The sequence below is a fragment of the Nocardia sp. NPDC055029 genome (assembly GCF_053608525.1).
The window spans coordinates 67,147-79,611 of the sequence record NZ_JBSGVQ010000025.1; the positions used below are offsets into that span (position 1 = coordinate 67,147).

The window sequence follows — 12,465 nt, forward strand, 5'->3', positions numbered from 1 at the left end:
CCCGCAGACCTGTTGCGCCGCACCACCTCCCGAGCCTACGTCGCCGTTCAGGATCCGCGGCGCACCGGATCCCAGCGTCGCAGGATCCAGCGGTTCTTGCCGAGCGCCTTGGCGGCGTAGAGGCAGTTGTCGGCCGCGGTCAGCAGATCGCTCGGCGCGCCACCGGCGATCCGCGACATGACGGCGCCCAGGCTGATGGTGATCTCGATCTGGTGGTCGGCGACCAGGAAGGGCTCCTCGACGGCAGCCTGGAGCAGGTGCACGGTCTTCTCGACACGCTCCTCGTCGGCGGGTGGCGGGAGGACGGCGATGAACTCGTCGCCTCCGATGCGCGCCAGCACGTCGGTCTCCGGATCGAGGCAGGCCTGCAGGCGTGCGGCGACCTCGATGAGCAGGCTGTCGCCGACGGTGTGACCGAAGGCGTCGTTGATGTCTTTGAAGCCGTCCATGTCCAGCGCGCACACCGCGGCCAGGTCGTCGGGTCCGGCCTCGGTGATGAGGGTGTCGAGCTGGGTGAGCAGATGCCTGCGGTTGGGCAGCGCGGTGAGCGGGTCGTGGTGGGCCTGCCAGTGCAGTCGCTCGGTCGTGGTGCGATGCTCGGTGGTGTCCTCGCCGAAGCCGAGCAGGTAGAGACCGCCGGAGGCGGAGACACAGCGCGTCACCGTCCACGTGGCCCAGCCCTTGGCACCGTCCGGGCGGATGTATTCGCTGTCGAGGCGGATGGTCCCGTTCTCGGAGCGTTCGAGCTCGCCGTGGACCTGTTCGCGAATGCTGTGGACATCGACGTCGGCCAGTTCGAAGCCGGATGTGCCCTGTAGCTCGGCCAGGCTCTTGCCCGTCAGCCGTTCGAAGGCCGGGTTGGCGTTGATGATGTTGCCGTGGGCGTCGCCGATCGAGATGGCGATGGACGCGTGCCGGAACGCCGCTTCGAGCCCCTCGGTGGCCGGTGTCGCCGCCGCCAGCGCGCGGGCGAACCCGTGGCCGAAACCGCCCGCGACAACGCCGAACGCCGTCGTATCCGCACCGGCGTGCTCGCTCAGCTCCTGCAGAATCGGCATCGACCGGGCGATCACCACCGGATCGGTGCACCCGAGGCCGTAGACGGCCGCCCCGGCCCGCTCGGCGACGACAGGATCGGGCGCCCCGGTGGCCAGCGTCGCGAGCAGTCGATCCGTCCAGGTCTCGAGCGCCGCCACGCGGTGATCCGGCGGCACCGCACCCTCGGCCAGCTGCGCCGCCCAGCGCGCGGCGAAGTTGCGGGACATGTCGGCAGACCACCTCCTGGCCGAGCGGCATCGACTACCAGCTACACACCGGCAATCGAAACTACCACCACGGGTGGATCGGCTGGTGCGGGATCGCTCGCGCGGTGCGATGGCACAGGACCGGCCAGGCCACAGGTCTGCCCGGAAGTGGATTACCCAGGGTGCGCGATCGACAGGCGCAATCGGCGGAGTGCCCGCTCGGCGGCATTGGCGCCGCACATGCCGTGTGCGCCGGGCCCGGGTGGGGTGGCCGCTGAGCACAGGTAGTGGCCGGGGATGCCGATGTCATAGGGCTGCAAGGTTTTTCGTGGGCCGAAGATCAGCTGGGGGATGTCCTTGGCGCCGGTCATGATGTTGCCGCCGACATAGTTGGGGTTGTAGTCGGCGAAGCCGGCGGTGGTGCGGGTGGTCAGGCCGACCACGCGGTCGCGGAAGCCGGGGGCGAAGCGTTCGAGCTGGGCGATGATCGCCGCGGTGGCGTCGCCGGTGTAGCCGTTCGGGACGTGGGCGTAGGTCCACACCGGGTGCACCGAGCCGGCCGAGCGCTGGGGGTCGGCGAGGTACTGCTGGCCGACCAGGACGAACGGGCGATCGGGCATCCGGCCCGCGTGGATGTCGCGTTCGCTCGCGGCGATCTCGGCGAACGAGCCGCCCAGATGCACGGTGCCAGCGCGGCGAGCCGCCTCGACGGTCCACGGGACGCCGCCCTCGACCGCGAAGTCGACCTTGAAGGCGCCGGGGCCGTAGCGGAATCGCCGGTAGGCGCGGGCGATGCGGGCCGGGAGCCGGTCGCCGATGATCTCGGCGACCGCGGTCGGTGCGACATCCCAGATGGTGAGGTCGGCGGGTGGCAGGTCGGCGAGAGTGCGCACCCGGACACCGGTTTCGATCTTTCCGCCGTGATCGGCCAGTAGCGCCGCCATGCTGTCGGCGATCTGCTGGGAACCGCCGACCGCGACCGCCCAGCCGTAGCGGTGTCCCGCGGTCAGGATCCCCAGCCCGACGCTGGCGCTCAACGGCCGTTCGAGCGGGTGGAACGCATGGGCGGCGACACCGCCGAACAGGGCGCGGCCCGGTTCGGTGCGGAAGGCGCGCGCCAGCAGGGTGGCGGGCGCGGTCGCGGGAATGCCGAAGCGCGCCAACCGGATCGGATGCCGCGGAATCCGCAGCAGCGGCCGCATGATGTCGGCGCCGGTCTGGTCGTAGCCGGCGACCGGCCCCTCGAACAGCGTGCGCCACAACCGTTCGTCGGCGCCGAGGCCGGCGGCGGTCTCGGTGACCGAGCGGTGCAGCACACCGGCGGTGCCGTCATCGAGCGGGTGGACGCAGTCGAGTTCGGCCCATGCCCACCGCAATCCGTACCGTTCCAGATCGACATCCCGCAGGAACGGCGACCCCACGGCCATCGGGTGGATGGCCGAGCAGTGGTCGTGCAGCAGACCGGGCACGATCGCCTCGCCCGAGCGGGTGCCGCCGCCGATCGTGTCGGCGGCCTCGAGCACCGTCACCTCCACGCCCGCCCTGGCCAGGGTGATGGCCGCGGCCAATCCGTTGGGGCCGCTGCCGACCACTGTCGCCGTTGTCATCGACACGTCCTCTCGTTCTCGATCCGTGCTCGCCTATTCGGCGGGCTGGGCCACGGTGTCCTGGTGCGGGGCGACCGTGCCGGTGACGTCCTCACGCCGCCACGTCACCTGGTGCGGGATGGGCCCGTTCGGCAGCCACGGCATGGCCTCGACCGCGTCGGCGACCTGCCAGGTACCGCGTTCGAGCACGCCCAGCGCCGCGTCGACCACCATGTACTCCTGCGTGTCCTTGTGGATCGGCTGCGACTCCACCCACACCACGATCCATTCTCCCGGTGCGAACCCGACCCGTGCCTGCACCGCGTCGATGAGATCGAGGTTGTGCAGGTGACCGTCGCCGAAGTTGAAGCCGATCAGCGAGTTGCAGGCGAACTCGGCCTCGCGCACGGTCCAGCGATCGATGTCGGGAATGTGCTTGTACAGCAGCGAGAACAGCCCGCGGCCTTGACTGTGCATGGAACGCCAGGCGATGGTCTGCTGCATGGTGATCTCGGCGATCGCCTGCGGGTACCCCATGGCCAGCAGCTGGTCGACCTGATTGTCGGCGGGACGCTGCGCGATGCTGTTGAGCTTAGGTTCCGCACCGGGCGCGAAGGCCCACAGGGCCGAGGCCCAGTTGCCCGCGTACTGGCGCATGGACGGCAGGAACGACACCAGATCCGGGCGCAGATTGCCCAGTACCGGGAAGAACGCGAGGCAGGCCGCGATCGCCACCGTCAGCCACGGCGAGGACATGTCGAACACCCCGTAGCCCGCCGAGTTCGGGAAGCCGAGGAACAGGAAGACGGTCAGGTAGGCGAACAGGATGTTCCACTCCAGCGGCACCGCCAGCGGGAAGGTGGAGGTGATGAACAGGTGGAAGACCACCATCATCACGACACCGGCCAGCGTCAGCCAGTAGTTCGTCGCGAACAACAGCACGATCGGGGTGATCACCTCGACAGTGGTGCCGCCGACGTGCGCCATGAACGAGGCGACGCGCGAGGGGCGGATATCGCGCGGGAAGTCACGGTAGTGGGCGCGCTTGATCGACCGGAACGGCATGGACGGGCTGTTGGACACCATCGGCGGCACCACATTGGTGAAGTGCTTGCCGAACTTGGAGGCACCGGCGCCGACCCACACGATCACGATCAGCAGCTTGGCGGCGATGATCATGTCGGTGAACGGCAGCACCGCGAAGAACAGCAGCGCCGGCAGGTATTGCTCGCCGCGTGCGGCAAGGAAGATCGTCTTGTCGCGCAGTCCGCACAGGACGTACAGCACGATCGGCGCGATCAGCAGTGCCGGGCTCACGAGTCCAGAGGTGTTGTCCGGCAACGCTTCCAGCAGCGAGGCGGTAGTCCGTCCCGGTGCCAGCAGCGCGACAAACAGGGACGCGAGGAAGCCGAGGTACAACATCACATCCAGCAGGGTGCGCGAGTGGCCGTTGGTGAACGGCACCCGATGCCACGGTCGCAGGCGGATGCTGCCCAGCCGGGCGAAGTACAGCACGCCGCCGGTCATCGGCTTGAACTTGCCTGCCAGCGGTCCCCACGAACCGGCGACACCGACCGCTTCGAGCAGCACGGTCCACAGGACCAGCTTCTGGTAGACGATCGGCTGGTTCCACCACTGTGCCACCTCCCAGAACGGGCCGGTGCCGGAGGTGACGGTGGCGATCAGGACGCCGCCGACCATATACAGCACAAGCAATTTCGCGATGTAGATGGTGTGGATCATCTTCGGCGTGCCGAATCCGTATTCCGCCCAATGCAATGCCAACGTCCGCATGCGTTCCCGCAGTGGTAGATCCAGAAATGTGTCGGTGTCCACCGGCGGGAAATCTCCCGTCTTGAATCCCATGGCTCGATCCCTTTCTTCCCTGATTCCGGGCGCGGACCACCGCGACCGAAAGTCTGTCTTTCGTTCGAATGTGCTTGCGGTGCAGAACTGCTCAGACGCGTGCGGCTATGGCCCGCAGCTGCTTCTTGTCGATCTTGCCGACCGGGTTGCGCGGCATCTGGGCGGTCAGCACGATCGCGGCGGGCACCTTGAACGTGGCCAGCTCCGCACGGCAGTGCGCGGTCAGCTCCTCGACGGTGACCGTGGTGTGCGGCGCGGCCACCACATGGGCGACCGGCACCTCGCCGAGCACGGCATCGGGCACACCGACGACCGCGGCTTCGTGGACCGCCGGATGCCGGTAGAGCGCGTTCTCGATCTCCTTGGGGTACAGGTTCTCCCCGCCACGGATGATCATGTCCTTGATCCGGTCGACCAGGACCAGGTAGCCGTCGGTGTCGAAATAGCCGACGTCGCCGGTGCGCAGCCGGCCCGCCACCACGGTCTTCGCCGTTTCCGCCGGCTTGCCGAGGTAGCCGCGCATCACGTTCGGGCCGCCGATCACGACTTCCCCTGGTTCACCGGGCGCCGCCGGCTCGCCGTCGGGATTCATGATCGTCACCGTCTGGCCGGGCAGCGGCACCCCGACGGTGCCCGGTTTGCGCTGGCCCGCCACCGGATTGAGGGTGGACGCGCAGGTGCCCTCCGACAGTCCGTAGCCCTCGACGATCGGCACACCGTAGCGCTGCTCGAAGCGGGCGATGAGTTCGGCGGGCATGGGCGCGGCACCGCAGATCGCCAGCCGCAGCGAGGATGTGTCGGGGCGCTCGCCGTCGGGCTTGGCCACCAGCATCGCGTAGATGGCGGGTACGGCCGAGAAATACGTGGGACGGACCCGTTCGACGGTGTCGAAGAACCCGGACGCGGAGAACTTGCCCGCGATGGTGGTGCGCCCGCCCGCCAGCAGCGGCGAGAGGACGCTGACGACGATGCCGTTGACGTGGAACAGCGGCAGGATCAGCAGGCTGTGGTCGCCGGCGTCCAGGCCGAGCGCGTCGATGATCATCGTGCACATGGCGGCGAGATTCTCGTGCCCGAGCAGCACGCCCTTGGGCCTGCCCGTGGTGCCGCTGGTGTAGATGATCAGCGCCAGGCCGTTGGACGGCGGCGCCGCGGCGACCGGACCCGCCGGCTCGGCCAGTGCGGCGACGTCGAGGGTGACCGCGGCCCGATCGGGGTCGCCGATCACGACCTCGGCCCCGGAATCCTCGATCTGGTAGCGGATGTCGTCGTCGGTGAGACCCGGGTTCACCGGAGTGACCGCGGCGCCGAGCCGCCAGGCGGCGAACAGCACAACCACCAGTTCCGCCTGGTTGGGCAACACGACCGCGACGACATCGCCTGCCCGCACACCGGCCCGGTGCAGGACCGAGGCGGCCGCCTCGACCCGCGCCAGGAACTGCGCGTTCGACAGCGCGATGGTGTCGTCGGCCACGCTGTGCCCGTGCGGGTCGGCCGTGGCTCTGACGTCGGGCAATTCGGCGATGTGTCGCATGATTCCTCACCGGAGACGGATGTGATCTGGATTACATATCCCAAGGTAGGGCGCGGATACGGCGCCGACTACGGGCCCGCGGACCAGCGTTGCGGCGAGGTGTTGTGCCACGAGCACAAACAGCGCCGCGTGCCCGCTCGCCGGGGGTACTGTCTGCGGCCATGGCTCTCGACAACGATCCGCTCGTGCGGGAGGTGGCGCTGCGGATCAAGACGGATCTGGAACGGTTGGCGCCCACGATGATCTCGATGTTCGTCGAGGTCATTCCGGAATTCCGGCACGACGACGAAGTGCGCAGGCTGATGGTGGCCAGCACCGATTCCAACCTCGCCGCGATCCTGGACATGCTGACCCTGGCCATCGGCCTCGACGACATCACCGTGCCGCCCGCCGCCGCCGAATACGCCCGCCGCTTCGCCCAGCACGACCTCTCGCTCGAGGCGCTGCTGCGCGCCTACCGGCTCGGCGAGAACATGTTCGTGCAGTGGACGATGACGCAGCTGGCCGAGCTGAACCCGCCCACCGACGTCGCCCTTGCTGCCGCGGCGCGCATCGCGTACCTGGTCAACAGCTATATCGACCAGGTGATCGAGGGCCTGATCGATATCTACGCGAGCGAGCGCCGTCGCTGGGACGCGCGCACCGATGCCGCCCGCGCCGCGCAGGTCCGCGCGGTGCTCGACGCCGACGATCTCGACGTGTCCTCGGCCGAGCAGATGCTGTCGACCTCGCTGCGCGGCTGGCACCAGTTCGCGATGCTGTGGACCCCACCCGGCACCCGCGAACCCGGCGCGGTGCTGCGCGCGGGCACCGCCCTGCTGGCCGCCGCGACCGGCAAGACGCCGATGACCGTGGAAGCCGACGACCACAGCCGGTGGGTGTGGATCTCCTCGGTGTCACGCCCGGTGCTCGACACCGGGGAACTGGTCCTTGCTCTGCGCTCCCAGCCGAATCTGTGTCTGGCCCTGGGTGATCCGGCCAGCGGCCTCGAGGGTTTCCGCCGCACCTTCCGCGATGCCCAGCGTGCGCGCACCGTCGCGCTGGCGACCGGCGGGCGCGGGCTCACCGAATACCGTGAGGTGGCGCTGTCCGCCCTGTTCACCGACCGCGTGCCCGAGGTGCAGGCGTGGGCGAGCCGGGTACTCGGCGGGTTGATGGCCGAGGACGACACCGCCGCGCGTCTGCGCGAAACGGTCCGCGCGTTCCTCGACGCCCGTGGCAGCTACACCGACGCCGCCGCCCGGCTGCACGTGCACAAGAACACCGTGCACTATCGGGTACGCAAAGCCGAAGAGCTGCTCGGCCATCCGCTCACCGAACGCAGGCTCGACATCGAGGTGGCGCTGCTGGCCCGCGCGCAGCTGGGGCTGCCCAGGTCATGACCGGGCCCTGAGATGCGCGCGGCGGTGCCGTGGCGGGTTGGTGTGGAAGCTGCGCGCGATCATCGCCGAGCGCAGCTGCCACAGGCCCGAGCCCTGCGTCGGGTCGAGTCCGGTGAGGTGGGCGACGCGGCGGATGCGGTAGTCGACCGTATTGGTGTGGATGTGCAGCAGCCGGGCGGTGCGCTGCCGGTTCATGTTGTTGGCGATGTGTACACGCAGCGTCTCGTAGAGCTCGGGGTGATTGTCCAACGGGCGCAGCAGTTCGCCGAGCTCGGCGCGGCCGGGGCCGGGGCGGGTCAGCTGGTATTCCAGGGCCAGGTCGGCGAACCGGTAGAGGCCGGGCGGGCAGTCGAGCCGTTCGACCATGTCCAGCAGTTCGTGTGCGCGCTCGGCCGCCGCCGGAATCTCGTCGGTGGCCGCGGGCATCAGCGCCGCCGTGATGTCGACGCGCGCGCCACGCGAGAGTGACTCCACGAGGGTGTCGAGTTCTTTGTCGGCCAGCAGATTCGCCGGAATCAGCAGGGTGCCGCCGTCGACCGAGAGCAGCGCCAGCGCGCGCTCTCCGCAGCGTTGTGCGAGCGCGGCCTGCACCCGGCGCAACCTGCGGCGGGCGACGACGGCGCCGTCCACTCGGGAGTCGTGTTCGTCGGGATGCGCCTGGATCCACAGCGCCAGCACCGAATACGCGTCCGCGACAGCGATTCCGCACTCACGGGCCATCGTCGTGGTCGGCTGTCCCGCGAGCAGTGCGGAGGCGAGCGTGTGGACCGCCGCGTGGTGTTCGCTCGCGACTTCGCGGTGCTGCCTGACATAGGCGCGGGACACCGTGGTGCACATCAGATCCGAGGCGGCGACCGCCTGGCGGAAACCGTCGAGCAGGCTCGAACCGGTCGCCTCCGGCACGGCGGCGAACTCCATTCTCCGGCGCAGGCTTTCGTGGACGGCGTGCAGGACGGTGTCGACCGGTATCCCGTCGTGCGCCCATCCCGCGGCGGCCACCGCGAGCTGGTCCGTCTTCTCCGCGACGTCGTGGCCGTCGAGGATCCCGCCTGCGATGTCCACGCAGATCCGGGTCACCGCGGCGTTCTCGCCCGCGGTCGCGTCACCCGGCCGGGGCCGGTGGGCCGCGGCGTCGTCGGCGACATGGCCGACGAGCCTGCCCGGGCGAGTGCGCAGGTCGCGCATCGGCCGCGAGATCGGTGGATGCTCCAGGTGGATGCTCATCGTCGACTCCTCCTCGATGGCTGTGCGCACGACTGTAGGCTGAGCGACCGCTCATCTTCTACTCCTCTTTGGCAACGACTAGCCGCTCGCTTCGCGATGCTCTGACCTGCGAATATTTCGCGAATGACGGCTGACGGCGAAATTTGGATCGGCATTTCGGAGACCAATGCTCAGTTTTGTTTCCGGCTATGACCCGAACATCGCCACGAACCTGTCACCGTTGTCGGTTAGCGTGAGTGACACCACAACGATGTGGAGGGAAGGGGGCATTACGCGATGCCATTTTTCGATGCCGGCGGAACCTCGATCGCCTATGACGAGGCGGGGGCGGGGCCACCGGTCGTGTTCCTGCACAATCTCGGCGGCGATCGCTCCATCTGGCGTGCCCAATTCGACGAGCTGCGGCAGTCGCACCGGGTACTCGCGATCGACCTCATCGGGTACGGCGATTCGGACGCGCCCGACGACGGCTACACCCTCGAGAACTATCTCGCCATGCTCGAGGCGTTCTTCGCCGACCGGGACCTGCGGGACGTGACGCTGGTCGGGCACTGTTTCGGCAGCGCGCTGTCGCTGCTGTTCACCCGGAAACACCCCGAACTGGTGCGCTCGCTGATACTGAGCAGCCCGCTCACCCCCGCCACCCTCCGCCCGACCCGCACCGGGCTGGCCGCCCTCCTCGGCCGGTACCTGCACCTGGACTCGCTGCTGTCGATGGTGCGGATCCCAGGCCCGATGGCCGGGCTGATCGTCGCGGAGCAGATCGGCACCGCCGGACCACACACCGACGAGACCGCCGCGCACCTGCGGACCCGATGGACCCAGCGTCGCCGGCTGATGGTGACCGCCGCGATCTCCCGCCAGATCCCGCGACTCGCGCAACTGGATACCTTCTCTCCACCCACCGATTTCCCGCCGATCACGACCGTCTGGGGCACTCGCAACAAGGTGCTCTCGGCGCGGGCGGGCGCCACGCTGAACAAGACACTGCAACCGGTGCGGGCGATCGAGGTCGACGGCGCCGGACACCTCGTCATGGTGGAAGCGCCCGAAACAGTCACCGCCGCCATCCTTTCCGCGATCGACTACGCGAATGGAGCACGATGAGCCGCCACATCCAGATCACCTTCGACGCGCACGACCCGAGGGCGCTGTCGACTTTCTGGCGCGAAGCGCTGGGATACGTGCATCCCGGCCCGCCCGGCGTGGAACTGCCCCCTGGCGCCGATCCGCTGGCCGCGTGGGAGGAGTTCCTCGCCCGGATCGGTGTGCCGGAGGATCAGCGCAATACGAGGTCGGCCATCGAGGACCCGGACGGGCACGGCCCGCGTGTGTTCTTCCAGCAGGTACCCGAGGACAAGGTCGCCAAGAATCGCGTCCACCTCGACGTGCGGGCCGCGCCCGGCCTGTCGGGCGAGGAGCGGATGGTAGCGCTGGAGGCGGAATGCGAACGGCTCGTCGTCCTCGGGGCGACCCGGATACAGCGATTCGAACCCGACCCGCCGATGAGCGCCGGCTTCATCGTCATGGCCGACCCCGAGGGCAACGAGTTCTGCCTGGACTGATCCTGTGGCTCAGGCGGTCTCGGCGGGAACGGACAACGCGGCCTGCATCGCGACACCGTCGACATAGGTGTGCTTCTCCCGCACCGCACCGTCCTCGACGAGCACCACATCCGCGATGTCCACATCGACGACGCCACCGGTGACCGAGGTGCCGGACAGCTTCCACTGAACCGCCCAGAAGTCGTCGCCGACCCGGAGATCGACCATGGTGAACGTCAGATCGGGGACCAGCGCGAAGGTCTCCGCGGCGGCGGTGCGGATCTCGGCGCGCCCGTGTGCCGGCTTGCCGCCGGAGTGCAGGTGGAAAATCGAATCGGGCGTGTGCAATTCGACGATGCGGTCGGGATCACGGTCGGCCCAGCAGGCGTGATAGCGCTCGAACAGATCTTTGGTGGCATCGGACATGGTCTCCAAGCCCCTTCCAAGATACAAACAGGGTGACTGTATGTTCCCGGAACTCGGTGTCACCGGTCAAGGGTCGAAGGGCCTCGGATCTGACGTGACCCCCTTGCTGCCCTAGACTTCGACGTCGCCATGAACCCTGACCGCCGAACCCAGGCCGAACGCTCGGCAGCGACGCGTTCCGCCGTCGTTCGCGCCGGTCGGGAACTGTTCGGGCAGTACGGGTATGGGGCCGTGAGCACGATCGCGGTCGCGGAGGCGGCTGGGGTCAGCCGCGGTGCGCTCTATCACCAGTTCGGCGAGAAGCGCGATCTGTTCGAGGCGGTGTTCGAGGATCTCGAGCGCGACCTGGTCGAGGTGATTGCCACCGCGGTCGCCGAAGCGCGGTCCGCCGATCCGGTGGCGAGTTTGATCGTGGGCTGCCTGGCGTGGCTGCAGGCGTCGACCGCCCCGGAGGTGCGGCGTATCGCGCTCCTCGACGCGCCGGCGGTCCTCGGCTGGAGCCGGTGGCGCGAGATCGAGCTCAGGCACACGATCGGCCTGGTGGAGAACGCCCTGGCCGGTGCCATCGCCGCTGGTCGCGTCCGTGCGCAGCCGGTGCGGCCGCTGGCGCTCGTTGTCGTCGGCGCCCTCGACGAGGCGGCGCAGTTTCTGGCGAACAGCGAGGATATCGAGGACACCGCGGCCGTTCGCTCGGTGATCGAGCAGCTGATCTCCGGTCTGGCGGTCGACCCGCAGGAGTAGCTAGGTTAGCCTTGCCTAATGACCACTGCCGCTGTGCATCGTTCGACCATGGCCTACGCGACCCTGCGGGTTCGTCGCGTCGTGCGGCTGACTCCGCGCATGGTCCGGATCACGCTCAGCTGTGCGGATCCCGCCGCGCTGGCCGAGGCGGGGCCCGACCAGTACACGAAGCTGTTCTTCCCGCTGCCGGGGCAGGGGCGTCCGGCCGTGCCGCCGCCGGTCGAGGACGCCGTTGGCGGCGTAATGAGTTGGTACCAAAGGTATCTCGCCATGCCCGACGAGATCCGGCCGCCGATGCGCACCTACACGATCCGGGCGCAGCGACCCGCGCTGCGCGAACTCGACATCGACTTCGCGCTGCATCCCGACCATGCCGGGCCTGCCTCGGACTGGGCATCCACGGCCGCGCCCGGCGACGAGATCGGTCTGCTCTGCCCGCCGCGGGCGCTGTACAGCCCGCAGCCCGATCCCGCCTGGCAGTTGCTGGTCGGCGACGAGACGGCGATTCCGGCGATCGGCGCCATCGTGGAGCATCTCGACGCGGGTGTGACGGTTCGGGCGTTCATCGAGGTCGCGGGACCGCAGGACGAGCAGCGGTTCGACACCCGCGCCGACGCGCGGATCGAGTGGGTGCACCGCGGCGACCGCGCCCATGGGGAGGCGGTCGTCGAAACAGTCTGTGCCGCAGAGCTTCCCGAAGGCGTGCCCTACGCGTGGATCTCCGGCGAGGCGAACCTGGTGAAGCTCACGCGGCGCAATCTCGTCCGGGATCGGGGGATCGACAAGCGCGCGATCACGTTCACCGGCTACTGGCGGCAAGGCCGCACCGAGGAGGACAACGGCCGCGAGAAGGTGCGCCGCGCCGCCGCCGGGGAGCCGCTGGTCGACGAGGACTGACCACCGGTCCATATAGTGACG

At 68.9% G+C, this 12,465-nt stretch carries 11 protein-coding genes; 5 read left to right on the forward strand and 6 right to left on the reverse strand.

The features are described from left to right. Positions 1-47: 47 nt before the first annotated feature. The 4 genes from ACWF9G_RS21415 to ACWF9G_RS21430 form a co-directional block, all read right to left on the reverse strand. The gene (locus tag ACWF9G_RS21415) at positions 48-1,265 is read right to left on the reverse strand and encodes a diguanylate cyclase domain-containing protein (RefSeq protein WP_452517309.1); all 1,218 of its coding nucleotides are present in this window, start codon (positions 1,263-1,265) and stop codon (positions 48-50) included. Positions 1,266-1,417: 152 nt separating this feature from the next. Continuing rightward, positions 1,418-2,851 carry a phytoene desaturase family protein gene (locus ACWF9G_RS21420; RefSeq protein WP_452517311.1) on the reverse strand — a complete coding sequence of 478 codons (1,434 nt, stop codon included), beginning with the start codon at positions 2,849-2,851 and terminating at the stop codon, positions 1,418-1,420. 33 nt (positions 2,852-2,884) lie between these two features. After that, on the reverse strand, positions 2,885-4,696 hold the full coding sequence (locus ACWF9G_RS21425; protein ID WP_452517313.1) for a DUF3556 domain-containing protein: 1,812 nt from the start codon (positions 4,694-4,696) through the stop codon (positions 2,885-2,887). Between the two features lie 91 nt (positions 4,697-4,787). After that, a complete protein-coding gene (locus tag ACWF9G_RS21430; RefSeq protein ID WP_452517315.1) occupies positions 4,788-6,230 on the reverse strand; it encodes a class I adenylate-forming enzyme family protein in 1,443 nt (480 codons plus the stop codon). A gap of 161 nt (positions 6,231-6,391) precedes the next feature. Between ACWF9G_RS21430 and ACWF9G_RS21435 the strand changes: the two genes are divergently transcribed. Continuing rightward, the gene (locus tag ACWF9G_RS21435; RefSeq protein WP_452517317.1) at positions 6,392-7,612 is read left to right on the forward strand and encodes a PucR family transcriptional regulator; all 1,221 of its coding nucleotides are present in this window, start codon (positions 6,392-6,394) and stop codon (positions 7,610-7,612) included. Here ACWF9G_RS21435 and ACWF9G_RS21440 read toward each other — a convergent pair. Then, positions 7,607-8,866 (reverse strand): PucR family transcriptional regulator, encoded by a 1,260-nt coding sequence (locus tag ACWF9G_RS21440; protein ID WP_452517319.1) that lies wholly within the window; start codon positions 8,864-8,866, stop codon positions 7,607-7,609. The genes ACWF9G_RS21435 and ACWF9G_RS21440 overlap by 6 nt on opposite strands. A 246-nt stretch (positions 8,867-9,112) precedes the next feature. Between ACWF9G_RS21440 and ACWF9G_RS21445 the strand changes: the two genes are divergently transcribed. Both ACWF9G_RS21445 and ACWF9G_RS21450 read left to right on the forward strand, forming a co-directional pair. Then, positions 9,113-9,943, forward strand: a complete 831-nt coding sequence (locus tag ACWF9G_RS21445; RefSeq protein ID WP_452517320.1) for an alpha/beta fold hydrolase — start codon at positions 9,113-9,115, stop codon at positions 9,941-9,943. After that, positions 9,940-10,401 (forward strand): VOC family protein, encoded by a 462-nt coding sequence (locus ACWF9G_RS21450; protein WP_452517321.1) that lies wholly within the window; start codon positions 9,940-9,942, stop codon positions 10,399-10,401. The genes ACWF9G_RS21445 and ACWF9G_RS21450 overlap by 4 nt, the downstream gene beginning before the upstream one ends. Positions 10,402-10,410: 9 nt before the next feature. Here the strand turns inward: ACWF9G_RS21450 and ACWF9G_RS21455 are convergent, their stop codons facing one another. Beyond that, entirely contained in the window at positions 10,411-10,806 is a 396-nt protein-coding gene (locus ACWF9G_RS21455; RefSeq protein WP_452517323.1) for a nuclear transport factor 2 family protein, read from the reverse strand. A 129-nt stretch (positions 10,807-10,935) separates the two neighbouring features. Here ACWF9G_RS21455 and ACWF9G_RS21460 point away from each other — a divergent pair, with 129 nt between their 5' ends. Then, the gene (locus tag ACWF9G_RS21460; RefSeq protein ID WP_379304098.1) at positions 10,936-11,547 is read left to right on the forward strand and encodes a TetR/AcrR family transcriptional regulator; all 612 of its coding nucleotides are present in this window, start codon (positions 10,936-10,938) and stop codon (positions 11,545-11,547) included. 18 nt (positions 11,548-11,565) lie between these two features. Beyond that, entirely contained in the window at positions 11,566-12,444 is an 879-nt protein-coding gene (locus ACWF9G_RS21465) for a siderophore-interacting protein (RefSeq protein ID WP_452517325.1), read from the forward strand. The last annotated feature ends 21 nt before the right edge of the window (positions 12,445-12,465 follow it).